Raw genomic sequence first — 24,403 nt, 5'->3', positions numbered from 1 at the left:
CACCGCTAAAGGTGAAGATATGAAAATCGGCGAACTGGCCAAGGCCACTCACACCCAGGTCGAGACGATCCGGTATTACGAACGCGAAGGATTGTTGCCAGAAACGCCACGTACAGAAGGTAATTACCGCGTGTACGGCAGCGAACATGTTGAGCGACTGTCCTTCATTCGGCACTGCCGAGGGCTGGACATGACGCTGGGCGAAATCCGAATGTTGCTTCTCTTCAAGGACTCGCCTCACGAGAACTGCGCCCAGGTGAACGACCTGCTCGACGAGCACATCGGCCATGTGGCCACCCGCATCAAGGAGTTGAAGGCGCTGGAACGACAGCTCAAAACCTTGCGGGAAAACTGCCGTGAATCCCAGCAGGCCAGCCAATGCGGCATCCTGACTGAGTTGTCCACGGCGTCGCGCCATGCTCACGGGTCAACGGCTCGACGCGGCCATGTTCATGGGGCACACGGCCTCAAGTGACTGCGCCAAGAGCACTTCAAATTGGCGCTTAAAGTAAGCATTTACCAAGGGTGGTGCGCCAGCTATAGGTCACTTCGATTTCATCAATTCAGACAGACTCATGCTTGCCGCGATCACGCTTTTCGCCGATACAACCAGTTCCTCCGAAAAATCCAACTCTCATTGGTATCCAGGGTCTGACGCAACAGGCTTGCCTTGATGCATCGCAGCAGCAAGCAAGCAGGCCACGCCAAATGAGATCGCAACGTCAGCCAAATTGAAAGCCGGCCAATGCGCTCCCCGCCAATGGAAATCTATGAAGTCGACTACAGCCCCTCGCAACAGTCGGTCCACTGCATTACCCAACGCCCCACCCAAGATCAGGCAATAACCAACGCCTTCCCATTTCGAAACTCCCTGACGCAACAGGCGGATCAGCCAGAGCGAGACTCCCAGTGCTAGCGCGGAAAAACCGAAGCGTGCCCAGTCGCCAGCACCAGCCAGCAGGCTGAAAGCAGCCCCGTTGTTCCTGAAATGGACGAGATTGAAGAAAGGGGTTACAGCGACTTGATCGCCGTAACCGAAAAGGAGCGAGACGACGGCCTTTGTGAATTGATCGCCAAGTAGCACTGCTGCAGCCAAGCTGTACCAGATGCCGGGTGCATGGAGCCCCGCCAACCTCCTGGTACCTGGCAGCATCGTCAACAGCGAGCCCGCAAACACTAGGCTACCGGAGGCAATCACCCAGCCGGCCAGCACATCAGCGGGAAAGTGCATGCCTGCAGCAATGCGCGACCAGCCGACGAGAACGACATAGGCGCCTAACGCCAGGCGCAGGCGAATACTGGCCAGCGGCCACAATGCCCCGGCTACGAGTGCGGCGTAGGTGGAATGACCGCTCGGCAGGCTATAGTGCTTCTCCACTGTGCCAAGCACGTGATCCAACTGGCCAAATACCGCCGCCGGTCGCGGAAAATCGAGCCAGAGCTTCAAGATGGAGGCGATCGCAAACGCGATGCCGAAGCCGATCACGAATTGGAGAAGCTGCCGCCGAATCGCCAAGGCGCGCCCCGCCACCACCGTTGATCTTGACCATGCCCACAGTGCGAACATAACCAAGGGCGCAGTCCAGTAGTTGCCCAGGACGTTGCTGAAGAGCCAAGCCAGCGGCATCAAAATCAGCGGCGTGCCCTCGTTGATGAACTGAAACAGGGCGCCATTCAAGCCACCCCAATCGTAGAGAACGAACTTCCAGCTCATCGGCGCAGGAGCCTCAAACCGTTGCCGACCACCAGTAGGCTGGCCCCCATGTCGGCAAACACCGCCATCCACATCGTGGCCTGCCCTGTGAAAGTCAGGATGAGGAATACCGCCTTGATGCCCAGCGCGAGGGCGATGTTCTGCTTCAAGATGCTGGCTGTTGCACGGGACAGCCGCACAAACGTTGGCAGCTTGCGCAGGTCGTCATCCATCAGCGCAACGTCGGCGGTTTCGATGGCGGTATCGGTTCCCGCCGCCCCCATTGCAAAGCCGATGTCCGCACGCGCGAGCGCCGGCGCGTCGTTGATGCCGTCGCCCACCATGCCGGTTTTCCCGTCTGCCGACAGTTGCTCCACCTCGCGCAGCTTGTCCTCGGGCAGCAGGTTGCCCCGGCTGCGGTCAATGCCGACCTGGCTGGCAATGGCCGTGGCGGTGTGCGGGTTGTCACCGGTCAGCATGATCGCTTTGATTCCAAGGCTGTGCAGTTCTGCAATGGCTTGGCGGCTGCTGTCCTTCACGGTGTCAGCCACTGCGAACAGCGCCCGCACCCCGTCCTGACCGATCAACATCACCACGGTCTTGCCTTCGGATTCAAGCGCGGACACCCGCGATTCCAGCGTAGGCGAACACATGCCCAGTTCCTCGACCAGGCGGTGGTTGCCCAGGTGATAGGTCTGACCGTCGATGCTGCCACGGACTCCGCGCCCAGGTAGTGCCGCAAAATCGGCTACATCGCGCGGTGCCAATCCATCGTTCACTGCTGCACGTGCCACCGCCAAGGACACTGGGTGATCCGAACGGGCGGCGAGGCTTGCGGCCAGCAATCTGGAAGCATCTGGATCGGTGTTGCCCCATGCCGCGAAATCAGTCTGCGCTGGCTTGCCGTGCGTGATCGTGCCCGTTTTGTCCAGGGCCAGCCATTTGAGATTGCGACCCTCTTCCAGATAGACGCCACCTTTGATCAGGATGCCGCGCCGTGCGGCCGCAGCTAGACCGCTGACAATGGTCACCGGGGTGGAGATCACCAGAGCGCAAGGACAAGCGATGACCAGCAGAACCAGTGCCTTGTAGATCCAGTCCAGCCACGGCTGGCCGAACACCAGCGGGGGCAGGAACGCTATTACGAGGGCGACGGCAAATACGATTGGCGTGTACAACCGCGCAAATTGATCGACGAAGCGCTGTGTCGGCGCGCGGCTTCCCTGGGCCGCTTCGACGGCATGGATGATGCGGGCCAATGTCGAGGCGCTGGCGGCCGCGGTGACGCGGAACTCCAACGAACCCTCCCCATTGATCGTGCCAGCGAACACGGGATCGCCTTCAGCCTTGTCGACCGGAAGGCTCTCGCCAGTGATCGGTGCTTGGTTGACGGTGGAGCGGCCCTCGACGACCTTACCGTCGAGGGCGATGCGTTCACCAGGTTTGACGCGAACACGGCTGCAGACGGGCACGGTCTTGGCGTTCATTTCAGCCCAACTACCGTCTGCTTGCTGGACTAGTGCCGTATCCGGGGCGAGATCCATCAAACCACGGATGGCGTTGCGGGCCCGATCCAGGGACTTGGCCTCGATCACTTCGGCCAGTGCAAACAGCACCATCACCATGGCCGCCTCGGGCCAATGGCCTATGAGCATGGCGCCGGTGACCGCAATGGACATCAGCGCGTTCATGTTCAGGTTGCGGTTCCTGAGCGCAATCCAGCCCTTTTTATAAGTCGTGAGGCCGCCAGTGAGGATGGCCACCAAGGCCAGCGCGACCACGGCCCAGTGGTTGCCGCCGTTGAGCCAGTACACGACCTCGGCCAGCGTTGCGGCTGCGCCTGATACCGCAAGCGGCCACCAGTTTGTGCGTGCGGGCGCTTGTGCCTCGGCCGCCGCAGGTGCCGAGGCCGTGCGTACCTCGGCGTCGAAGCCGAGCGATTTCAGGGCTGCAAGCACATGGGGAAGTGCGTCGGGTGTGTGCCCGACTTGCAGGCTTCGCTGGACGAGGTTGAACTCAAGATTCGCAACGCCTGGCACACCCGCAAGCTTGCCGCGAATCAGTGCCTCCTCGGTGGGGCAGTCCATTTGCTGGATGGACAAGACGGTACTTTGCTGGGCTGTCTCCTCGTCCATCCGAACCGCTCGCATGCCGATGGCCGATAGCGCTTCTTCGATGGGGCGGAGCGAGGCGGGCTGATAGCTGATGCCCAGCGTTCTCTGCACCAGATTGAATTCGAGGCTGCCCACGCCCGGCACTTTCCCGAGCTTGTCGCGGATCAGCGCTTCCTCGGTCGGGCAATCCATGTTCTCGATGCGGTAGCGCACATGCGGCAACGCTGCATCGACCGCATTCGGTTTCGGGCCGGGCATCGCAACGGCAGCGCAGCCGCATCCCTTGGAGCCACATTCGCTCATGGCAATTCCTCTTTTGTAGATCTGAGATTGATGATTTAACACTCTATAGTTACTATAGAGTCAAGTCATTTACCCTAAATCCGCACCATGAACCTCCAGATCGGAGAACTTGCCAAGCGCACTGCCTGCCCGGTGGTGACGATCCGCTATTACGAGCGAGAGGGGCTGCTGCCGCTGGCTCGCCGCAGCCAGGGAAATTTCCGCTTGTATGGAGAGGCGCATGTGGAACGCCTGCAGTTCATACTTCGCTGCCGCTCGCTGGACATGCCATTGAGCGACGTGCGGACTTTGTTGAGCTACCGGGACAGTCCTACGCAGGATTGCGGCGAAGTCAACGCGCTTCTGGATGAGCGCATCCGCGAGGTGAAATCACGGATCGATGCGCTGCGCGAACTCGAACACCAGTTGGCCGACTTGAGCGACGCGTGCTCCGGCGCCAGACCTGTCGAAGCGTGTGGAATTCTGCAAGGACTGTCGGGATGCGCGTGTGATGCGCGGGGAGCCATTGCTCCCGTCGAGTGACCAGTGGGTGGGCTGATCACGCGATGGCAGACCCCGGTGCAGCCCCTGATGCTCTTCCGGTTGTGGTGCCGCGCACGGATGATGAATTACAATCATTCTCATTTACAAGCAAATTCTCCGCCGGTAAGGCCCTCATGCAAGCCCTACGCATACTCTCAGCCGTTCTGTTCTCTTGGTTTGTGACCGTCTTGGTCGCTCATGCTGATCCCCTGGCTACGCAAGACAAGGCCAAGCAAACTTGGCAATTGCTGGACTACCTCGCGGTCGATTACGGCGGCGCCGTGCATGAGGGCAAGGTTCAACGCGCCAGCGAATATGAAGAAATGAAGGAGTTTGCTGCGACGGCAGGACAGCAACTTGCTGTGCTGCCGAGCACGCCTGCACTCCCAGAACTGAAACGCCAGGCCACGGCACTGAGCGAACTCATCGCGGCCAAGGCCGACGCGAAGGCCGTGGCCGACAGTGCCCATTCACTGGCGGCGGCGCTGGTCAAGGCATACCCGTTCCCGCTTTCGCCCTCCACGCCGCCGGATCTCGCGCGAGCCAAGGTGCTTTTTGAAGCCAACTGCGCGGCATGCCACGGGGCGACAGGCCAGGGCGATGGCCCGCTCGGCGAAAAGCTGACCCCACCGCCGATCGCGTTCACCGATCACGACCGGGCACGCTCGCGCAGCGTGCTCGCGCTCTATCAGGTCATCTCTCAAGGCGTTGCTGGCACATCGATGCCCAGTTTCGCCACGCTCTCCGACGAAGATCGGTGGGCGTTGGCATTTTTTGCAGGGACACTGTCGCACGACGATGCCATGCGCACGCGCGGCGAGCAGTCTTGGGGCCGAGACGCCACCGCCAAAGCCGCCTTTCCCGACTTGGCGGCCGCAGCTACATTGACCGAGGTCGCCTTGTCCGAACGGATGCCGCCAGACACGGCACGCGATCTGACCGCCTACGTCCGCAGCCATCCAAAAGTGACCGTTGCCGCCAACGGCACGGGCGGGTTGTGCCTGGCCCGATCGCGGCTTCAGGAGAGCTTGGCCGCAGCGCGCGCAGGCGACCAAGCCAACGCGACACGCTTGGCTTTGTCCGCCTATCTGGATGGCTTTGAGCCCCTGGAGCCGGCATTGCGCGCACGCAACCAGGCGCTGCTCACCGAAGTGGAAAATTCCATGCTGGCCTACCGCGGCGCACTTGCCAGCGGCAAGTTGGAGCAAGCCGACGCCACGGCGCAGAAGCTGGACTACCTATTTGCCCAAGTCGATACCGAACTGGGGGCGGACAAAGCCGAGCCGCTGACCACCTTCATTGCCTCGATCACCATCCTGTTGCGCGAAGGCGTGGAAGCGCTGTTGATCGTCGTTGGCATGCTCGCCTTCCTGAAGAAGGCCGAACGGCGCGATGTCCTGGCCTACGTCCATGGGGGTTGGATCGTGGCGCTCGCCTGCGGCGGCCTAACCTGGGCCGTGGCAACCTATTTCGTGAGCATCAGCGGTGCCAGCCGGGAAGTGACCGAAGGGGTGTCGTCACTCTTCGCTGCCATTGTTCTGTTGAGTGTCGGTCTCTGGATGCACCAAAAGAGCACCGCCGGCAAATGGCAGGCCTATTTGAAGGAAAAGCTCTCCGCAGCGATGACGCGACGCTCGGCGTGGGCGTTGTTTGCGCTGTCGTTCATTGCTGTGTACCGCGAAGTTTTCGAGACGGTACTGTTTTACTCGGCCTTGGCCGGTGACGGCAACAACGGTGCGTTGCTCGGCGGACTGCTGAGTGGGATGGCCGTCCTTGCCATCCTCGCATGGCTCATGCTGCGTACCAGCGCTCGCATGCCGATTGGCAAGTTTTTCAGCCTCAGCTCGATTCTGGTGGCCGTCCTCGCCGTCGTACTCGCGGGCAAGGGAGTCGCAGGTCTTCAAGAAGCCGGTTGGCTGAGCGCCAGTCCGATCCATTGGCCACGCATCGAAGTGCTTGGGGTCTATCCTTCGGCAGAGACCACCATAGCGCAAGCTGTGATCCTCATCATTGCCTTGGCCGGTTTTGCGCTGAATGCCCAGACTGCTCGCCGGTCGCAGCCGGCGTGATGCTTGGTGCTCCTGAATCGTTGGGCTGGGAGCCATCGCACTGATTACCCCAAAGATGCTCCGCGTTGACGCCCAACTTCCCATGACGCAATTCCGCCGCGCATCTTTACGGCGAGCTGCTGCCCCAGCCGCTGCTTGATCACCGGCTTCCACGGCACCAGGCTGAACCTAGCTGAACCCCATGCCGTCATCGAGCTATCGCATAGCGCCCGCTGGCCAGCATGACGCTACGGCGGTAGATAAGGATGGTCAAGTTAGCGCGGCCTGCGCATCAACACATAAGCAGCGGGAATCACGAACAGCGACAGTAGTGGCGCTGTCACCATGCCCCCGAGCATCGGCGCCGCGATGCGGCTCATGACCTCCGAACCCGTGCCACTGCTCCAGACGATGGGCACCAAGCCGGCCAAGATGACCGCTACCGTCATGGCCTTGGGTCGCACGCGCAGCACGGCGCCTTCCCGGATCGCATCCAGCAGTTCTTCGCGCGTCGGCCTGCGTCCGTCTGGGCAGCGCTCACCCAGGGCCTGCTTCAGGTAGATGAGCATGACCACGCCGAACTCAGCCGCAACGCCCGCCAGGGCGATGAAGCCCACCCCCGTCGCGATGGAGAGGTTGTAGTTCATCAAATACAGGAACCAGATACCGCCCGTGAGGGCGAACGGCAAGGTGGCCATGATCAGGCCTGCCTCGTCGACGCGCCCAAAGGTCAGGTACAGCAAGACGAAGATGATCAACAAGGTGGCCGGCACCACGACCTTCAGCCGCGCATTGGCCCTCTCCATGTACTCGAACTGCCCTGAGTAGGCAATGCTCACCCCCGGCTCCAGCTTCACCTGACGGCCGACCGCATCGCGCAACTCGTTGGCTACCGAAGCGAGATCGCGCCCACGCACATCGACATATACCCAGCCGGACGGCCGGGCGTTCTCGCTCTTGAGCATGGGCGGCCCATCGGTGATGGCGATGCGTGCCACCGTGCCCAGCGTGATCTGCTGCCCCATGGGAGTGAAAATAGGCAGTTGCTTCAGCCTTTGCGGTGAATCCCTCCATTCACGCGCATATCGCAGATTGATTGGGAAGCGCGCCAGCCCTTCGACCGTTTCCGACACGTTTTCACCGCCGATGGCGCCGGCGACAACAGCCTGGACATCGGCCACGTTCAGCCCATAGCGTCCCGCCGCCACGCGGTCGATCTGCACATCCACATAGCGGCCGCCGGTCAGCCGTTCCGCCAACGATGACGACACGCCTGGAATGCCCTTGGCGACCTGCTCCACCTCTGCCGCGATGCGGTCGATCACGTGCAGGTCGTTGCCCGTCACCTTGACCCCGATCGGACTCTTGATGCCAGTGGCCAGCATGTCGATGCGGTTGCGGATGGGCGGAATCCAGATGTTGGACAGTCCGGGGATCTTCACGGCCCGATCCAATTCCTCGACGAGCTTCTCGGGCGTCATGCCGGCACGCCATTGCTCCCTGGGCTTGAGTTTCACCGTGGTCTCGAACATTTCCAGCGGCGCGGGGTCGGTGGCGGTTTCCGCGCGTCCGGCCTTGCCGAACACGCGTTCGACCTCGGGCACCGTCTTGATCATGCGGTTGCTGATCTGCAGCAGCTCCGTGGCGCGTTGCGCCGACAGCCCCGGCAGGGCCGAGGGCATATAAAGCAAATCCCCCTCATCCAGCCGGGGCAGGAATTCACCGCCAAGCCGGGCCAGCGGCCAGGCCGTGGTCGCCAGCGCCAGCACCGCGATCAACAAGGTCGCCTTGGGCCGGCGCAGCACCCATTCCAAGCTGGGCCGGTAGACTGCGATCAGCATGCGGGTGATGGGGTTCTTCTGCTCGTCGGGAATGCGGCCGCGAATCCAGTAGCCCATGAGCACCGGGATCAGCGTCACGGACAGGCCGGCCGCCGCCGCCATGGCGTAGGTCTTGGTGAACGCCAGCGGCCCGAACATGCGTCCCTCCTGGGCTTCGAGGGTAAAGACGGGAATGAACGACAGCGTGATGATCAGCAGCGAGAAGAACAGCGCCGGCCCGACTTCCTCTGCGGCCCGCGTGATCACCTCCCAGCGCTCCTTGCCTTGCAGCCGCTGGTCCGGATGCGCGTGCTGCCAGGCCTCAAGTTTCTTGTGCGCGTTCTCTATCATCACCACGGCCGCATCCACCATCGCGCCCACGGCGATGGCAATGCCGCCCAGCGACATGATGTTGGCATTGATCCCCTGGTAGCGCATGACGAGGAACGCCGTCATCACCCCCAGCGGCAGGGAAATGATGGCCACCAGCGCGGAGCGCAGATGCCACAGGAACAGCACGCAGACCAGAGCCACGACCAGGAACTCCTCGCCCAGCTTGGTCGTGAGGTTGCGGATGGCGCGCTCGATCAGTGCGCTGCGGTCGTAGGTGGTGACGATCTCGACCCCCTGGGGCAGGCTGGCCTGCAGCTCACTCAGCTTGGCCTTGACGGCGGCAATCGTCTCCTGGGCATTCTTGCCCGAACGCAGGATGACCACGCCGCCGGCGACCTCGCCCTCGCCATCGAGTTCGGCGATGCCGCGCCGCATCTCCGGTCCGATCTGCAGCGTGGCCACGTCGCCCAGGCGCACCGGCACGCCGCCGCGCGCCACCAGCGGCACGGCGCGGAAATCGTCCAGGCTTTTCAGGTAGCCGCTGGCGCGCACCATGTATTCGGCCCCCGACAGCTCCAGCACTGAGCCGCCGGTTTCCTGATTGGCGGCCACCAGCGCCGCGCGCACCTGCTCCTGGCTGAGCCCATGGGATGCCAGCTTGATCGGATCGAGCACGACCTGGTACTGCTTGACCATGCCGCCCACCGAGGCCACCTCCGCAACATTGGGCAGGCTCTTGAGCTCGAACTTCAGGAACCAGTCCTGCAGCGCGCGCAGCTGCGCCAGGTCGTTCTTGCCCGTGCGGTCCACTAGCGCGTACTGGAAGATCCAGCCCACCCCCGTGGCATCGGGCCCGAGGGCCGGCTTGGCCGTGGCCGGCAGGCGGCCCTGGACCTGGTTCAGGTACTCCAGCACACGCGAGCGCGCCCAGTACAGATCGGTGCCATCCTCGAACAGCACATAGACGAACGAGTCCCCGAAGAACGAGAAAGCACGCACCGTCTTGGCGCCCGGCACCGACAGCATGGTGGTGGCCAATGGATAGGTCACCTGGTTTTCGACAATCTGCGGTGCCTGGCCGGGGTAGCTGGTGCGGATGATGACCTGCACGTCGGACAGGTCCGGCAAGGCATCCACGGGCGTGCTGCGTACACCCCACACCCCCCACGCCGTGAGCATGGCCGTGGCCAGCAGCACCAGAAAGCGGTTCGCCACCGACCAGCGGATCAACTTGGCAATCATGGCTTGGCCCTTTCGATTGCGGTGATCACGTAGTCCTCGCCCTGCTTGGAGAATGTGAAGCGCACTTGTTGCTTCGGTGCCAGGCCCGCGGCGAGGCGGGGATCGGCCAGCTTGAAGCCCATGGTCATGGCGGGCCACTTGAGGGCCGGCACGGCGTCGTGGGCCAGCGTCAGCTCGGTAGGAGAAACCTCCTCGATCACGCCGCGGACCGTGAAGGCGTTGGCAGCGCCGGCCGAGGGGGCGGAGGCGCCATGCTCGCCGTGCCCCTGCGCCGGTGTGGAGGCACCGGATTGTGCGGGCAACACCCCGCGCAGGCTGGCCTCCGAGTCGATCAGGAACTGCGCCGAGGCTACCACTTGCTGCCCCGCCTCCAGCCCGCTTTGCACCACGAGTTGGTCACCGATCTCTGCACCCAACTGCACGTCCACGGGATGGAACCTGCCGGGGCCATCGACCACATATGCCAGGGCGCGCTTACCGGTACGGATGACGGCCTCGCTGGGCACCAGCAGGGCGGGCTGCTCGCGGCCCTTGAGCGTGATCTGGCCGGACATGCCGGCCTTCAGGCGCTGGCCGGGATTGGCCAGCTCCAGCCGCACGCGCACCGTGCGGGTGTCGCTGTTGGCCTGCGGCAGGATGCTCACGATGCGCGCCTTCAGGACTTCGCCGGGAAACGCCGCCAGGCGCACCTGGGCCTCATGGCCCGGTTGCAGCGGGCCGCTTTGCGCCTCGGGTACGGCGGCCTCGATCCAGACGGTGGCCAGGCCATTCACGCGCGCCAGGCTGGCGCCAGCGGAAACGGTCATGCCCTGGCGCACCATGAGTTCGGCCACCAGGCCGCCCTGGGGCGCGCTTACGGTGTAGATGCCCCTGGGCTCGCCCGTGCGCTCCACCTGGGCCACCAGGGCCTGCGGCATGCCCAGCAGCAGCAGCCTTTGCCGGGCGGCCGTCGTCAGCGACTCGTCCTTGAGCGCACGCACCGCCAGGAACTCGCGCTGCGCCGCCACCCATTCGGGCAGCAGCAGGTCCGCCAGCGGCGCGCCGGCACCGATCACGTCGCCCGGCGCGCGCGCATAGACCCGCTCCACGAAGCCCGCTGAGCGCACCTGCACAATGCTCACATCCCGGTCATTAAGCAGGACGTTGCCCACGACGTCCACGTCGGAGCCGATGGCCCGTTGCACCACCACGGCCGTGCGCAGGCCCAGCGCCTGCACGGTCTGGGCGGAAATGCTGATGCCTGTGCTGCCCTGGGCGTCCTCGTCCGCGTACTTGGGCACCAGATCCATGTCCATAAAGGGGGACTTGCCAGGCTTGTCGAACTTCTGCGTCGGCGACATGGGGTCGTACCAGTACAGCACCTTGCGCTCGGCCGCCGCGGCGGCATGGGGTGCCGCGCTGTCGACGGCGTGCGTGCTGCTGGCGCGCCATTGGGCCAGGCCCCAGCCCGCAGCCACGCCCATGGCGATCAGCGTCAGGCCCGCGAGGGATTTCTTCAAAGAATTGTTCATGTTCGTGGGCTCCGTTCAATCGGCGATCAGGCTGTTCAGGCGCGCGGTCACGCCATCGCGCTGGGCTTGCAGGTCGATCAGGCGCAGGCGCGTCTCCAGCACCTGGGCGCGTGCGCCGAGCACGGCGCTCAGGTCGCCCTTGGCGGCCCGGTAGTTGCTCAGAGCAAGCTCCGCTCGCCCCTGCGCCAACTGCAGCCCGGTGGACTTGAGGCGCTCGATCTGGCTGTCCAGGGCCTGCAGTTCGGCCGCGCTGTCGTCAAGCTCCTGCAAATGCCGCCGGGACACGTCTTCCTGCTCAGCTTCCAGGCGCTCCAGCTCGCGCTGCTTGGCCTGGATCATCGGGGTCTGGCGTCTATCCTTTTGCCATGGCAGATCGAACGTCACCTGGAACGACACCATGTCGCCCCATCGTCGATCGCGCCGGCTGTAGGCGAGCTCCCAGGACCAGTCGCCACGCGATTCCGACTGCGCCTCGTGGGACTCTGCCCGTGCGATGCTTTGCATGGCCGGGTACAGCGCCAGCTCGGCGTGGCTGGAGAGCTCGGTGCGCAGTTGTGCCACGGGCCGCACCAAGGCGCCGGTGTCGCCCTGCAGCGCCTCGTCGGCGCGTGGCCCCACCCACCGCCGCAACATGGCACGTGCCTTGGCCCGGTCGCGCTGCAGGTCGTCGCGCCGGTCCGACAGCGCCAGCGCCTCCTGCTGTGCGGCCAGCAGGTCGCCCGCCTGGGCCGACCCGCCAGCCACCCGCGCGGGCAGGCTGTCTTGCAGGCGCTGGTTCTCGGCCAGCAGTTCGGCGAGCAGTTGATCGCGCTGTTCCACGGCCTGCGCGGCAATCCAGGCCAGGCCGAGCTCCTGCCGTATCTGCAGGCGCTGCAAAACCAGCGCCGCGCGTTCGCGTTCCACGCGCGCCTGGGCGCTGGCAACCTTGGCATCGCGCTTGGCCTGGTTCGGCACCTCCTGCATGAGGGCGAGGCGCTGCATGGTCATGGGCTCGCGCGTCAGGCTCCAGCGGTCCATGCCGCTGATGGGGAAGTTTTCGAGGCCAACGGAAAGCTTGGGGTCGGGCAGCGTGCCGGCGGCCTTCTGCGCGGACTCGACCGCATCGATCTGCAATCGCTGCGCGGAAACGCGCGGGCTTTGCTGTTCAGCGATTTCCCGCGCTTCGGCAAAGCTGAGCGCGTAGGCCCCGCTGGAAGCGAGCATGCTGCCAGCCAGGGCGATGCTCACGATGCTCAGCCGATGTATCGGTGTGCGGCACGAGATCGCACACATGACGCCACGGCCAGGCGCGGCGCAACGCTCGCCGGGAGCGCCGGAGGAAGAAACAAGCATGATGGTCCTCGAAATTGATAGCCACGAAGTCACGTGTTCTGCCGTGCCAATGCACGGCGGGCACGACCTGGTGTGTCAATTGCGCAGGACCTGGAAAGTGAGATAGAGGGGGAGAGAGCCCGTTCGGTGGTCGAGCCACGCTGGGTCAAACCTGGCGCCGGTCGATGATTGCGGGTCGGGCACCACGGGAAGCAGGTAGGCTATCCAGACCGTATGGGCCGCCGCAATGGATGGAACGTCCAGCCCTTGCGGAGACGGCGCGGGCTTGCCATCACCGCCGCAATGGGCGCGGCACAACTGCGGAGACTCGTCGTCCATCGTCCCGGGCATGGCATGGCAGTCCGGCATCGCGGACATGCCGGTGGCTTCGTCCATGGCCATACCCGCCATCTGCATCGATGCCGCGTGCGTATCCGCATCCAGCCTGGGGCAGGCATACATCGCCAGCGCCATCTGCGAGAACAGCAAGGTCACGATGAGGCCGCCGACGATTCGGCGGCCCCATTGTGTGACGATGCGTCGGATGGAAACCATGGTGGGATGTTCGCTGTGCTGGATGTGTGACAACTTGCCGCGGATCAGAGAGCCGTCCCAGGAAAGAAGTGCCACCATGGCTCATCTACCCGCGTGACAGCCCAGTCACCGCGCATGCGAGGTCACCGAGACCCTGGATTCATTTCACCGGAATCCAACTTGTCGGCGCGTTTCGATCTCGGCCACTCCGAGAACGCAAGCACGTACAGTGCGATCAGGTTGACCATGGGGACGATCATCAGCAGGCCCAGCCAGCCGGAAAAGCCCGCCTTGGCAAAGATCTTCCAAAACGGCAGCACGATCACCACCGCACCCAGCAGCATCATCAGCCAGTGGGCGCCAAACCACCACACCATGTCGTTCATATACATTCCGTTCATCATGATCGATATCCTTTCTTTGATTGTCTCGATGCGGGTTAGCCTCGTGCGCGCCGCAGCCGCAGCGCGTTGAAGATGACAGAGGCCGAGCTCAGGCTCATGGCCAGCGCTGCAATCAATGGAGACAGCAACCAGCCCGTGATGGGATAAAGCACGCCGGCGGCGATGGGCACGCCGATACCGTTGTAGATGAAGGCGAACAACAGGTTCTGGCGCATGTTGCGCACCGTGTCGATGGATATCTCGCGCGCCGCCGCGATGCCGCGCAGGTCGCCTTTAACCAAGGTGACCTGGCCGCTATTCATCGCCACGTCGGTGCCCGTTCCCATGGCCACGCCCACGTCGGCCCGTGCCAGCGCCGGCGCATCGTTGATGCCGTCGCCGGCCATCGCGACCACATGGCCCTCGCGCTGCAATTTCTCGACCAGGGCCAGCTTGTCGGCGGGCTTGACCTCGCCGTGCACCTCGTCGATGCCCAGCCGGGTGGCCACGGCCCTGGCTGTGGTGAGGCCGTCGCCCGTGGCCATGACGATGCGCAGGCCGCTGGCGTGCAGGGTGTGGATGGCCTCGGGCGTGCTGGATTTGATGGGGTCGGTCACGGCCAGCAGGCCGGCCAGCTGGCCATCGACGGCCAGGTGCATGACGCTGGCGCCTTCGCCGCGCAGGCGCTCAGCATCGGTTTTCAGGGCGTCCACTTTGATGCCTTCCTGCTCCATGAGCGTGGTGTTGCCCAGCGCCAAGCGCCGGCCGTCGACAGCGCCGCGCACGCCGATGCCGCTGCCGGACTCGAAATCGTCGGCCTTGGTCAGGTTCAGCCCCTTGTCCCGAGCGGCGCGGACGATGGCATCCGCCAGCGGGTGCTCGCTGCCCTGATCCAGACTGGCGGCCAGGCGCAGCACCTCGTCCGGCGTGTAGCCGGGGGCGGCGACGGCGGTGTCGAAGGCCGGCTTGCCTTCGGTCAGGGTGCCGGTCTTGTCGACGATCAGCGTATCCACCTCGCGCATTTTTTCAATGGCGCCAGCGTCGCGGAACAGAATCCCCTGTGTGGCCGCACGGCCGGTGGCGACCATCACGGACATCGGGGTGGCCAGGCCTAGCGCGCACGGGCAGGCGATGATCAGCACCGCCACGGCGTTGATCAGGCCAAACACCCAGCTCGGCTCGGGGCCGAAGAATCCCCAAACGAAGAAGGTCGCGATTGCGATCAGCACCACCACGACCACAAACTTGCCGGCCACCACGTCGGCCATGCGCTGCATCGGCGCCTTGGAGCGCTGGGCATTGGCCACCATCTGCACGATCTGCGACAGCATGGTGGCGGCGCCGACCTTGTCTGCGCGCATGACCAGCGCGCCGCTGGTGTTCATCGTGGCGCCAATCAGGCCGTCGCCGGCGCGCTTGGTCACCGGCACGGGCTCGCCGGTGAGCATGGATTCATCGACGGCACTGCTGCCCTCGGTCACCACGCCATCGACGGGCACTTTCTCGCCGGGCCGCACGCGCAGCAGGTCGCCGACGTGAACATGGTTCAAAGGCACGTCCTCCTCGCTGCCGTCGGCATTGATGCGGCGCGCCGTCTTGGGGGCCAGGCCCAGCAGAGCTTTGATGGCCGCCGAAGTCTGCGAGCGCGCCTTCAATTCGATGATCTGACCCAGCATGGTCAGCGAGATGATGACGACCGCCGCCTCGAAATAGACGGCGACGCGGCCGTGGGCGATGAACGAGTCTGGAAACACGCCGGGCGCGAGGGTGGCGACCACGCTGTAGACAAAGGCGGCGCCGGTGCCCAGGCCGATCAGCGTCCACATATTGGGGCTGCGGTTGACGATGGACTGCCAGCAGCGGACGAAAAATGGCCACCCCGTCCACAACACCACCGGCAGCGACAGCACCAGCTCGACCCAGGTCTGGGTCTTCATGTCGAACCAGCCGAGGCGGTGGCCGAACATCGCCAGGATGGTGACCACCACGGTCAGCGGCAGGGTCCACCAGAAGCGGCGCTGAAAATCGATCAGTTCGCTGTTGTCCTCCTCATCCAGCGGAATCACCGGTTCGAGCGACATGCCGCATTTCGGGCAATTGCCGGGATGATCCTGCTGCACTTCCGGGTGCATGGGGCAGGTGTAGATGGTGCCCGCCGGGACCTCCATGGGCGCCGCTGCAGAAGCTGCCGGGGTCTGTTCGCCAGCGGCATGGCCGTGGTGATGGTGGCCATGTGCCGCTTCGCCCTCGGGCACCAGGTGCATCTGGCACTTGGGGCAGCGACCCGGTTGCTTCTGCCGCACTTCTGAATGCATGGGGCAGACATAGAACATGTCGGAATGCGCACCACCCAAGGCAGCCGAATCTCCCTTGCCGTGCTGATGTATGTGATTGCTCATGTCAATGTCCTTGTGGAGTTTGGCTCGACCCTTGACCTGTTCAGCATGGCAAGGTCGAGGCTGTTTTTATTGGACGAATCTGGCTTGTTCTACTTTTTGTATGCTTGCCCGGCGGCTGCACGCGACGGCTAAACCGTCAAGGCGTAACGCTGATGCCGTTGGGCGTCTTACCCACCGGAACGGTTTTCACGACCTGATCGTCTTTCACATCGAGCACAGAAACTGAATTGGGGCGCCCTAGATTGCCATCACCGACCTTTTTTCCCATCATGCTCAGAACGCTTGAGAACAAGTCAGGGTTTTGAAACATCAGGCGAAACGCCTGCTCCCTCGCAGCGTCGCGGCCTTCGCGCAGTTGTCCCATCGCATGGGTTACTTCCCCTACGGCTTCACGCTCCCGCTTGATGAACGGGTGGTTCTGCGCAAGCGGTTGGCGGTTCTTGCTAAGCGACTCGGCCAGCAAGGCAACGCCGCGCATCCATGGACTGAACGCTTCAGAGAGCAAATAACGGCTGGTGCGCATCGGATGGAGCCACTTGAGCATTTCGGCTGTCCAGGGCGTGGCCAGCGCTTGCGCCCAAGGACTGACGAATGCCCGGTAAAGTGCTTCGTTGACCGTCGAGACTTGTTTCACTCGCTCAAAAGCTTCCTGCGGGTAATCCGTTTTCAGGTCTTGCACCTGACGGGGTTCGAAGCGGATGCTGTAGCTGGGTTTATGGCAGTCCGGGTCACCCGACGGATTGTCGATCTTCATTTCATAGAGGCCCGGGGCCAGCGCTTCAATGTCAGCCAGGCTCTCCAGGATGGCCCGGTGCTCTAAACGAGCCACCCTGGCAGAGACAAAAATGCCGAGATGGCCGACATGCGGGTTTGTGAGGTAGACGATGCGCTGCCCGGCTTGCCTGAGATTCTCTGTGTCGCTGTAGACAGCGGGGATCCATCCAAGCGCCTGGTGCGGTGGCGTGATGTTGTCGCCGTAGGATGCAAAGATGACGATTGGATTCGTGATCCGCCTCAGGTCAGCAGTGCAACCCTGGCAAATCCGGAAAAGACCTTGTTCAATCTGATTGCCGATGAACAGGTTCTCAACGATCGCGAGAATCTCTTCTCGGCTCAGGAAATAAAAACCGTTCCACCAGCGTTCGAACTCCAGAAAGCGTTCCTGCTCGCTGTCAACGTTGGTGAAGAGTTGGGCGTACTTTTCCCAAACGGCCTTTTCGGGCTTGAGGTTTTCGAAATTCTGCGCTAGCCAGGCCCCGTCGAAGCGGCCATTTCCCAGGTCGGCCGTCAGATGCGCCAACCAGCTGCCGCCAAGAAGCCCTCCGGAAAGACGCATCGGATTGACACCGGACTCACCGGCCCAATACGACAAGGGTGAGCCATTGAGCACCACCGGCCCGGCCAGACCGGCGCAGTCTGCGGACAGTAGCGTCACCGCCCACCCAGCCTGACAGTTGCCATAGAGCACAGGAGGCTTGCCAGGATGGCGTAGTGCGACCTCTTCGACGAAGCTCCGCAGCACATGCAACACGTCTGCCAGGGTCTGCCCCAGAGTCGGCTCCGGAAAGAAGATGACGAAATAAACCGGATGGCCTTCGCGCATGGCCATTCCAACTTCAGAGTCGCGCTTGAAACCGCCAATCCCAGGGCCATGGCCGGCGCGTGGATCTACGACGATGACCGGCGGTTTGTCAGGGTCGACGCAGTCGTCCCAGCAATGCTCGTCGATTTCGGTGATGCGCAGCAGTGCATAGTTGACTGGCCGCTCGAAGCGGCGCGCGTCCAGCAGCGTTTCGTGCTTGAAATCCAGAAGCGGCGGCAACCCGGCTCGCTCGTGCTCAAGCATGTTGTTCGCGCGCTGGCGAAGCGTGTCCCAGAAAAGTACCGTGCGTTCGAGGAAGTCCCGCTGGTAGTCGAAAAAGTCCAGCGCCGACAGTGCCTGAGTTGCCGGGGTCTGTTCGCCAGCGGCATGGCCGTGGTGATGCAGGTGATGGTTCATGCCCATGCCTTTGTGGAGTTGACTCGATTCTTTACCTTGCCATCGTGGCAAGGTAAAGCCTTTTTCCTTGTGGACGCATCAAGCCCCGCACTGGTCCATGCCCCGATGGCTAGCGGGACAAAGACTGGCGGTACTGGATATTGATTTCATCGTGGCGGCGCCGTATCTCTGGCGGCCATTGCGCCTTGATCCATGACAGCACGGCCACGATCTCGTCGTCGCTCAGCACACCGCCGTAGATCGGCATGGCTGTGCGGTAGTCGGGCTGATTGATCAACTGGGCCAGCCCCTGCTTGGTGATGGCGAACAACTGCTCGTCCGGGTGGTGCCAGGTGTGGCCGCTCGCGTCGTGGGGCGGCGCCGGCAGCAGGCCATCGGGCCCACGATCACGCCAACTGGGCTGCCCCTCGCTCCTGGCGCCATGGCAGGCCGCACATTGTTGGGCATAGATGCGGGCGCCGACACGCAGCACCTGGGGATCATCGGGACGCAGGCTGTGCACCGGCGCCGCCGCCTGCCGATTGCTGACGCGCAGAGAAAAATAGCCCGCCCCTGCCACCAGCAGCAGGGCCAGCAGTCCTGCGGCCCACAAGGCCAGCGGTTTCAACGTCATCGCAACTTCCTTGATTTCATGCTGATGGTCACATTCTGGTCATCGGATGCATCGCTCAAGGCTGGGCCCATGCGCCCCAGCGCGGAATGAAGCGTGGCACGTGGAGCGCATACTCCTGCCAGGCCTGTCCAAAACGGCGTGCACTCTCCTGCTCCTCGTTGTGCGCCAGGCGGGCATACATCACCACAAGCACCGGGAACATCAACAGCGTCAGCAAGGTCGGCCATTGCAGGAGAAAGCCGAACATGATCAGCACGAAGGCGATGTACTGCGGATGCCGCACCCGAGCGTAAACACCGGTGCGCGCCAGCCGCCCCTGCCGCTGGGCCTCGTAGAGCACGGGCCAAGCCGCGGCCAGCAGCCAGAAGCCGCCGCCAATGAACAGGTAGCTGAGAATGTGGAACGGCCCAAGGTGCGGATCACCGCCCCAGCCGAACAGCAGTTCCAGCAGGTGACCAGCGTTGTGGTTCAGCAGATCCACGCCCGGAAGCTTCTGGCCCAGCCAGCCCGACAGGAAGTAGATGGTCAGCGGGAAGCCGTACATCTCCACGAACAGCGCCACGATGAAGGCCGTAAACGCTCCGAAACTGCGCCAGTCGCGCGCACTGGCCGGCTTGAAGAAGCTGAAGGCGAACATGACGAAGATCGCCACGTTGACCACCACCAGAGGCCACAGGCCATACGACGATCCCGTGTGCTCCATGGCCTCAGCCCCTGCCGGAGTTTTGTCCAGTGCCCTGGCCAGTGGCTCCGGAGCCACCACCGTGGCCGCCATGACTACTATGGCCCTTGTGCATGAAGACATGGATCAGCGGGCAGGCCAGCAGGAAGGCATAGGGCCACCATTGCGCCAGGTGGGCACGGTGTTCGGTCCATAGGAAGTACCCGGCGACGGCGCCGAACACGAGCAGGCCGATGGCATAGCGCGAGCGCCAGAACCCGCCGGTCTGCACACTCTGCGGATGGGATGCATGGTCATGGGTCATGACGGCCTCCTCACTTTGTGCCGGGAGTGGAGGTTTGCGGCATGGACATTCGATCCATCATCATCTGCATCATCGACTCCATCATGTCCATGCGCCTTTCCATCATCTGCGGGTCGTGCTGCATGCCAGCCATACCGGCGGGCGGGTTGCCCGATGCCATCTGGCCGTGCATCGACTCCATCATGCGCATGCCGTCCTGCATGGTCTTCATGTGTTCGGCCATCAATGCCTGCCGCTCCTGGGGCGTCTTGGCGGCTACCATCTTCTCGTGCACGGCCCGCATGCGTTGTTCCATCGCGGCCATCATGTCCGGGCTCATGGCCTGCGATGGCGGCGCTGCAGCCGGCGCCGGAGTTGCCGCCGCAGGGGCGGTCGTTTCCCCCGGGTGGTGGTCCTTGTGCTCGTCGGAGCCTTGCGCCAGCACGCCCACGGAGGCGGCGGCGACACAGAGGCCGATCAGGGAGTGGCGAATGTGAATCATGATGCTTCCTTCTTGCGGTGGAGGGGGGAGACTCGGGCTGCCGCGTCCGGCGGCATGATGCGGTGGTGACTCTGCTCAGCGCGCGGGTTGGATGTCGGTGACAACCATCTTTCCGCCTTCCTGGACGACCGTGAATTGCACCTTGTCGCCGGGCTTGAGCTTGGTGAGCTGACCCTTGTCGCGAACGGTGAAGACCATGGTCATTCCGGGCATGTCCAGGTTCTTGATGTCGCCGTGCTTGAGGGTGACCTTGCCGTTGTCCGGATCGACCTTCTTGACCTCGCCATTGGTTATCGAGTCCGACGCAGGCGCCGCCACCTGACCTGGACTGGGGCTGACCTGGGCATGGCCCGCCATCGGCAGGGCAACGCCCATGGCCAGGGCGGAGATGGTGAGCAGACGTTGGATGGTGGTCACGATGATCTCTGAAGGAATAACCGATGGGGGTTCAAAAAGACTTGCAAGATCAGTTCAGCGAGCAACCTCGACTTGCCCGGCCATGCCGGCTTCAAGGTGTCCCGGTTCGGTGCAAGCAAAATCGACCTTGCCCGGCTGGGTGAACTGCCACACCATCGTGCCGCGCTGGCCGGGCTTAAGGTTCACCTGGTTAGGTTCGCTGTGCACCATGCCGGGATTGGCGCGCATTTCCTTGGCGTGCTCCTTCAATTCGTCCAGCGAGCCGAGCACCATTTCGTGCCTTATCTTGCCGGCGTTGCGCACCATGAAGCGCACGGTCTCGCCCTCCTTCACATTGATGCTGGAGGGATCGAAGCGCATGTTGTCGTTCATCACCACGTCGATCGTGCGCGTGACCTTGGCGGGGTCGCCGGGCTGGCCGAACATGGCGCTGTGCTCCGACATGCTCATGTTGCCGTGCGAGGCGGGCATGTCGTGGCCACCAGCGTGCGTGCCAGCAGCCAGCGCAGCTAGCGGAAACGCCGCAGCGGCAAACAGGGAAATGACGATGCTTTTATTCATTCAAACGACTCCTTGGGAAAAATCAGAACCAGAAACTCAAGCCCGCCAACCAGCGCGTCTGGGTGGCACTGCCACCCGAGGCGCGCACGAAGTCTCCCGTGCGGCCAAAGCCGTGTTGCCATTCGACGCCGATGTAGGGTGCGATCTGGCGCGTGATTTCGTAGCGCAGGCGCAAACCCGCACTGGCGTTGGCAAGGCCGCTGCCGATGGCGTTGGCAGGATCGCTCTTGCCGTAGAAATTCCATTCGGTGCGCGGCTGCAGAATCAGCTTTTGCGTGAGAAGCCAGTCATAGCTCCCTTCGAGCCGCAGCGCGGTGCGGCCGCCACTGCCCAGATAGGCCGTGGCATCGAGCTCAAACCAGTAGGGCGCGAGGCCCTGAACGCCAGCCGCAAGCCACTGGCGATCCTTGCCTGTGCCGTGGTCGAAGCGCACGCCGAGCTGACTGTCCCAGAAGGCGGCGATGGCGTGGCCCCAGAGCAGTTCGGTGCGCGAATCCTGTAGCTTGCCCTGGGCGATGTCGCCCTCGGCCTTGATGACCAGGTGATTGAAGTCGCGGCCGATGCGCGCTTGCAGGTCATACGTCGTGGCGTTATCGCCGTGGCGCGCCCAGGCGCGCTCCAAGCGGTTGACCCTCAGGTTCGCAAAGCTCATCTGGTCGCCCAGTTGCAGGCGCGACACGCCCGTGAGCGAATACTTGCCGCTGCCGCGCTCGAAGCCGTCGGAATAGCCGTTGGGGTCGCGCGCATCGGCGGGCGGGCTGCCGCCTTGCATTTGCATGGCACCGTGGCCCATGCCAGCCATCGCGCCGCCGGACGCCGGCGCCGCGCCGTGCTCCATCGCGGAAGCGGGGCCGCTGTCGGTACCTTGGGATGGCACGGTGCCGTGATCCATTCCCGGCATGACGCCATGATCCATGGTTGGCGCGCCAGGATTTGCAGCCGGAGCGCTGCCTCGCATGGGCATGCTGCCGTGATTCATGGCAGGCGCTTCATCCCCTGCTGGCGCGCTGCCCGCGGGCATCGGCATTCCCCCATGATCCATGCCAGTCATTGCCCCCGCCGCAGGCGCGGCGCTGGACTGTGCCGCAGCATCGTGTGCGCCATGCGCATCGTGATCCTGAGCCAGAGCGGACGTGGCGGCGCCCGAGAGAATCAGGGCTGCAGCCACCGGCGCCAGCCGCAAGGCCACAGTGTGCGGGGTAAGTCGGTTCATTTTCAGGTTCTTTTTCATGCCACCACCACTTCGCGGAACATGCCCATTTCCATGTGGAACATCAGGTGACAGTGCCAGACCCAGCGGCCGAGCGCGTCGGCGCTGACGAGAAAGCTCACGCGCTGCGCCGGCTGCACGGGGATGGTGTGCAGCCGCGCGACGAATTCGCCTGAGGCGTTTTCCAGCTCCTGCCACATGCCGTGCAGGTGCATGGGGTGGGTCATCATGGTGTCGTTGTGCAGGATCACGCGCAGGCGCTCGCCATAGCGGAAATGCACGGGGCGGCTGTCGGTGAAGTCCAGGCCGTCGAACGACCAGGTGTAGCGTTCCATGTTGCCCGTCAGATGCAACTCGATTTCGCGCTCGGGCCCCCCGGCATAGAGCGATCCGCCGACGGTCTTGAGATCGGCCAGCGTGAGCACGCGCCGGCCGTTGTCGCGCAGACCGACGCCGGGGTCATCGAGGTTGGTGCGCGGCATGTCCACCCGCATGTCGGCGCCGGGGCCCCATTCGGTGCGCGCGTGGCGCACGGTGGTGCCGGGCTTTTGCAACGGATTGGACGCCATGCTGTGCGCCATGCCGGGCATGCTGCCCATGGCCGACATGTCGTGCCCGCCGCCCATGCCCTGCATGCTGGCCATGCCAGCATGGTTCATCCCGACCATGGAGCCGTGGCCCATCGCGGCCATGTCGTGGCCACCGCCTTGCGCCATGCCGCCCATCATGTCGGCCATGGTGAGCCACTGCACCGCATCCAGCGCGGGCACCGGCGCGCTCAGGCCCGGGCGTACCGCCAGTGTGGCGCGCGCGTAGCCGGTGCGATCCATCGATTGCGCAAAGAGCGTGTAGGCGTCGTCCCTGGGCTGCACGATCACGTCGTAGGTCTGGCCTGGGCCGAAGCGGAACTCATCCACCGTCACCGGCTCCACGTCTTGCCCGTCGGCCTGCACCACGGTGAGCTTGAGGCCCGGAATGCGCACGTCATAGAACGTATTGCCGCTGCCGTTGATGCAGCGCAGGCGCACGCGCTCGCCGGGTTTGAAGAGGGCCGTCCAGTTGGCGCCCGGTGCGCTGCCGTTGACGAGGTAACTGAGTACGGTCGAGGACAAATCGGCCATGTCGCTCGGACTCATGCGCATGGCGTACCACATGTCGCGCTCCTGCAGCGCCACATCCATGCCATTCGCGCGCACGTCGCGCAGGAATTTGACGAAGGTGGGCCGGTGCTGGTTAAACACGTCGCCTTGCGCCTTGAGCTTGGCCAACGCGCGCATCGGGTCGGTGCCGGTCCAGTCCGACAGCAGCACGACGTGCTCGCGATCGGCGCGAATGGTTTCATGATCGCGCGGCTCAACGATGAGCGCGCCATACAGGCCGGTCACCTCCTGCATGCCGCTGTGCGAGTGGTACCAGTAGGTGCCGCTCTGCTCCAGCGTGTAGCGGTAGATGAAGGTCTCGCCGGGTGCGATGCCGGCAAAGCTCACGCCCGGTACGCCGTCCATCTGGAACGGCAGGATGATGCCGTGCCAGTGGATCGATGCCGTCTCGCGCAGGCGGTTGGTGACGCGAATCGTCACGGTCTCGCCTTCGCGCATGCGCAGCGTCGGCCCGGGCAGACTGCCGTTGATGGTGGTGGCGATGCCCGTGCGGCCGTCGAAGTCGACGCGGGTTTCGGCCAGCGTCAGGTCGAAGACGGGGCCACGCAACTCGGGTGGCGTTCCCGTACGGGCTGCTGGCAGGTCTTGCAGTGCCCAGGCGGGCAGTGCAGCATCGAGCGTGCCCAATGCGGTACCCGCCGCCAGCGCCCTCAGAAAGCGCCGGCGCTGGATGGCCTGGCCTGGGGAGGCGGAAAAGGAAGGGGTTTTGAATCGCATGTCGCAGATTCTGAAGAGCCCGTCCTTTCAGAAAGATGTTTGCAAC

At 63.7% G+C, this 24,403-nt stretch carries 21 protein-coding genes and 1 pseudogene; 4 read left to right on the top strand and 18 right to left on the bottom strand.

The features are described 5' to 3' along the window. Positions 1–19 precede the first annotated feature (19 nt). The gene (cadR, locus tag ACX12L_RS09770) at positions 20–475 is read left to right on the top strand and encodes a Cd(II)/Pb(II)-responsive transcriptional regulator (protein WP_172206874.1); all 456 of its coding nucleotides are present in this window, start codon (positions 20–22) and stop codon (positions 473–475) included. Between the two features lie 159 nt (positions 476–634). Here cadR (ACX12L_RS09770) and lspA read toward each other — a convergent pair whose 3' ends face one another. Next, on the bottom strand, positions 635–1,714 hold the full coding sequence (gene lspA, locus ACX12L_RS09765; protein ID WP_172206873.1) for a signal peptidase II: 1,080 nt from the start codon (positions 1,712–1,714) through the stop codon (positions 635–637). Further along, positions 1,711–4,110 (bottom strand): heavy metal translocating P-type ATPase, encoded by a 2,400-nt coding sequence (locus tag ACX12L_RS09760; protein ID WP_201395551.1) that lies wholly within the window; start codon positions 4,108–4,110, stop codon positions 1,711–1,713. The genes lspA and ACX12L_RS09760 overlap by 4 nt, the downstream gene beginning before the upstream one ends. Before the next feature lie 87 nt (positions 4,111–4,197). On the opposite strand from ACX12L_RS09760, the gene cadR (ACX12L_RS09755) reads away from it, so the two are divergent. Together cadR (ACX12L_RS09755) and ACX12L_RS09750 are read left to right on the top strand one after the other, a co-directional pair. Continuing rightward, positions 4,198–4,632: a Cd(II)/Pb(II)-responsive transcriptional regulator gene (gene cadR / locus ACX12L_RS09755; RefSeq protein ID WP_201395550.1), complete on the top strand. Its 435-nt coding sequence runs from the start codon at positions 4,198–4,200 to the stop codon at positions 4,630–4,632. A gap of 134 nt (positions 4,633–4,766) precedes the next feature. Then, positions 4,767–6,701: a cytochrome c/FTR1 family iron permease gene (locus ACX12L_RS09750; protein ID WP_201398484.1), complete on the top strand. Its 1,935-nt coding sequence runs from the start codon at positions 4,767–4,769 to the stop codon at positions 6,699–6,701. Positions 6,702–6,745: 44 nt separating this feature from the next. Here ACX12L_RS09750 and ACX12L_RS09745 read toward each other — a convergent pair. From ACX12L_RS09745 to ACX12L_RS09715, 7 genes and pseudogenes are all read right to left on the bottom strand, one after another. Beyond that, a pseudogene (locus ACX12L_RS09745) lies at positions 6,746–6,942 on the bottom strand (DUF3363 domain-containing protein); the annotation flags it as partial. Between the two features lie 13 nt (positions 6,943–6,955). Continuing rightward, a complete protein-coding gene (locus ACX12L_RS09740; protein WP_172206869.1) occupies positions 6,956–10,075 on the bottom strand; it encodes an efflux RND transporter permease subunit in 3,120 nt (1,039 codons plus the stop codon). After that, complete coding sequence (locus ACX12L_RS09735) at positions 10,072–11,586, bottom strand: efflux RND transporter periplasmic adaptor subunit (RefSeq protein WP_172206868.1); 1,515 nt, start codon at positions 11,584–11,586, stop codon at positions 10,072–10,074. The genes ACX12L_RS09740 and ACX12L_RS09735 overlap by 4 nt, the downstream gene beginning before the upstream one ends. A 15-nt stretch (positions 11,587–11,601) precedes the next feature. After that, positions 11,602–12,858 (bottom strand): TolC family protein, encoded by a 1,257-nt coding sequence (locus ACX12L_RS09730; protein WP_172209245.1) that lies wholly within the window; start codon positions 12,856–12,858, stop codon positions 11,602–11,604. Positions 12,859–12,993: 135 nt separating this feature from the next. Further along, entirely contained in the window at positions 12,994–13,530 is a 537-nt protein-coding gene (locus tag ACX12L_RS09725; RefSeq protein ID WP_236598192.1) for a hypothetical protein, read from the bottom strand. Between the two features lie 44 nt (positions 13,531–13,574). Beyond that, on the bottom strand, positions 13,575–13,835 hold the full coding sequence (locus ACX12L_RS09720; RefSeq protein ID WP_236598191.1) for a hypothetical protein: 261 nt from the start codon (positions 13,833–13,835) through the stop codon (positions 13,575–13,577). Positions 13,836–13,870: 35 nt separating this feature from the next. Then, positions 13,871–16,213 (bottom strand): copper-transporting P-type ATPase, encoded by a 2,343-nt coding sequence (locus tag ACX12L_RS09715; protein WP_201395549.1) that lies wholly within the window; start codon positions 16,211–16,213, stop codon positions 13,871–13,873. Between ACX12L_RS09715 and ACX12L_RS09710 the strand changes: the two genes are divergently transcribed. Continuing rightward, a complete protein-coding gene (locus ACX12L_RS09710) occupies positions 16,154–16,345 on the top strand; it encodes a hypothetical protein (protein ID WP_162096607.1) in 192 nt (63 codons plus the stop codon). The two genes, ACX12L_RS09715 and ACX12L_RS09710, sit on opposite strands and share 60 nt — an antisense overlap. Before the next feature lie 4 nt (positions 16,346–16,349). On the opposite strand, the gene ACX12L_RS09705 is transcribed toward ACX12L_RS09710, so the two are convergent. The 9 genes from ACX12L_RS09705 to ACX12L_RS09665 all read right to left on the bottom strand — a co-directional run bounded on the left by ACX12L_RS09705 (position 16,350) and on the right by ACX12L_RS09665 (position 24,357). After that, on the bottom strand, positions 16,350–18,212 hold the full coding sequence (locus tag ACX12L_RS09705) for a DUF3141 domain-containing protein (RefSeq protein ID WP_013519550.1): 1,863 nt from the start codon (positions 18,210–18,212) through the stop codon (positions 16,350–16,352). A gap of 109 nt (positions 18,213–18,321) precedes the next feature. Continuing rightward, entirely contained in the window at positions 18,322–18,825 is a 504-nt protein-coding gene (locus tag ACX12L_RS09700; RefSeq protein ID WP_013519551.1) for a c-type cytochrome, read from the bottom strand. A 55-nt stretch (positions 18,826–18,880) separates the two neighbouring features. After that, on the bottom strand, positions 18,881–19,528 hold the full coding sequence (locus ACX12L_RS09695; RefSeq protein ID WP_013519552.1) for a methyltransferase family protein: 648 nt from the start codon (positions 19,526–19,528) through the stop codon (positions 18,881–18,883). A 4-nt stretch (positions 19,529–19,532) separates the two neighbouring features. Further along, positions 19,533–19,811, bottom strand: a complete 279-nt coding sequence (locus ACX12L_RS09690; protein WP_013519553.1) for a DUF2933 domain-containing protein — start codon at positions 19,809–19,811, stop codon at positions 19,533–19,535. Positions 19,812–19,821: 10 nt separating this feature from the next. Beyond that, positions 19,822–20,292, bottom strand: a complete 471-nt coding sequence (locus ACX12L_RS09685) for a hypothetical protein (protein ID WP_013519554.1) — start codon at positions 20,290–20,292, stop codon at positions 19,822–19,824. 75 nt (positions 20,293–20,367) lie between these two features. Beyond that, entirely contained in the window at positions 20,368–20,709 is a 342-nt protein-coding gene (locus ACX12L_RS09680) for a copper-binding protein (RefSeq protein WP_013519555.1), read from the bottom strand. A gap of 54 nt (positions 20,710–20,763) precedes the next feature. Continuing rightward, entirely contained in the window at positions 20,764–21,270 is a 507-nt protein-coding gene (locus ACX12L_RS09675) for a cupredoxin domain-containing protein (RefSeq protein WP_013519556.1), read from the bottom strand. 22 nt (positions 21,271–21,292) lie between these two features. Further along, positions 21,293–22,291 (bottom strand): copper resistance protein B, encoded by a 999-nt coding sequence (locus ACX12L_RS09670; protein WP_236598396.1) that lies wholly within the window; start codon positions 22,289–22,291, stop codon positions 21,293–21,295. 206 nt (positions 22,292–22,497) lie between these two features. Next, positions 22,498–24,357: a copper resistance system multicopper oxidase gene (locus ACX12L_RS09665; protein ID WP_201395548.1), complete on the bottom strand. Its 1,860-nt coding sequence runs from the start codon at positions 24,355–24,357 to the stop codon at positions 22,498–22,500. Positions 24,358–24,403 lie beyond the last annotated feature (46 nt).

Source organism: Alicycliphilus sp. T452 (genome assembly GCF_054512775.1).
Note: the sequence above shows the minus strand (reverse complement) of the source record. Positions and strands in the feature narration are given on the sequence as shown.

Bases quoted from the DNA above. Each gene is read 5' to 3' on its own strand.
- ACX12L_RS09730 (WP_172209245.1), bottom strand. From the start codon at position 12,858: ATGTGTGCGATCTCGTGCCGCACACCGATACATCGGCTGAGCATCGTG.
- lspA (WP_172206873.1), bottom strand. From the start codon at position 1,714: ATGAGCTGGAAGTTCGTTCTCTACGATTGGGGTGGCTTGAATGGCGCC.
- cadR (WP_201395550.1), top strand. From the start codon at position 4,198: ATGAACCTCCAGATCGGAGAACTTGCCAAGCGCACTGCCTGCCCGGTG.
- ACX12L_RS09725 (WP_236598192.1), bottom strand. From the start codon at position 13,530: ATGGTGGCACTTCTTTCCTGGGACGGCTCTCTGATCCGCGGCAAGTTG.
- ACX12L_RS09700 (WP_013519551.1), bottom strand. From the start codon at position 18,825: ATGACGTTGAAACCGCTGGCCTTGTGGGCCGCAGGACTGCTGGCCCTG.
- ACX12L_RS09710 (WP_162096607.1), top strand. From the start codon at position 16,154: ATGCGCACCACCCAAGGCAGCCGAATCTCCCTTGCCGTGCTGATGTAT.
- ACX12L_RS09750 (WP_201398484.1), top strand. From the start codon at position 4,767: ATGCAAGCCCTACGCATACTCTCAGCCGTTCTGTTCTCTTGGTTTGTG.
- ACX12L_RS09670 (WP_236598396.1), bottom strand. From the start codon at position 22,291: ATGCCCGCGGGCAGCGCGCCAGCAGGGGATGAAGCGCCTGCCATGAAT.
- ACX12L_RS09695 (WP_013519552.1), bottom strand. From the start codon at position 19,528: ATGGAGCACACGGGATCGTCGTATGGCCTGTGGCCTCTGGTGGTGGTC.
- ACX12L_RS09685 (WP_013519554.1), bottom strand. From the start codon at position 20,292: ATGATTCACATTCGCCACTCCCTGATCGGCCTCTGTGTCGCCGCCGCC.
- ACX12L_RS09675 (WP_013519556.1), bottom strand. From the start codon at position 21,270: ATGAATAAAAGCATCGTCATTTCCCTGTTTGCCGCTGCGGCGTTTCCG.
- ACX12L_RS09720 (WP_236598191.1), bottom strand. From the start codon at position 13,835: ATGATGAACGGAATGTATATGAACGACATGGTGTGGTGGTTTGGCGCC.
- ACX12L_RS09715 (WP_201395549.1), bottom strand. From the start codon at position 16,213: ATGAGCAATCACATACATCAGCACGGCAAGGGAGATTCGGCTGCCTTG.
- ACX12L_RS09705 (WP_013519550.1), bottom strand. From the start codon at position 18,212: ATGAACCATCACCTGCATCACCACGGCCATGCCGCTGGCGAACAGACC.
- ACX12L_RS09735 (WP_172206868.1), bottom strand. From the start codon at position 11,586: ATGAACAATTCTTTGAAGAAATCCCTCGCGGGCCTGACGCTGATCGCC.
- ACX12L_RS09690 (WP_013519553.1), bottom strand. From the start codon at position 19,811: ATGACCCATGACCATGCATCCCATCCGCAGAGTGTGCAGACCGGCGGG.
- cadR (WP_172206874.1), top strand. From the start codon at position 20: ATGAAAATCGGCGAACTGGCCAAGGCCACTCACACCCAGGTCGAGACG.
- ACX12L_RS09665 (WP_201395548.1), bottom strand. From the start codon at position 24,357: ATGCGATTCAAAACCCCTTCCTTTTCCGCCTCCCCAGGCCAGGCCATC.
- ACX12L_RS09740 (WP_172206869.1), bottom strand. From the start codon at position 10,075: ATGATTGCCAAGTTGATCCGCTGGTCGGTGGCGAACCGCTTTCTGGTG.
- ACX12L_RS09760 (WP_201395551.1), bottom strand. From the start codon at position 4,110: ATGAGCGAATGTGGCTCCAAGGGATGCGGCTGCGCTGCCGTTGCGATG.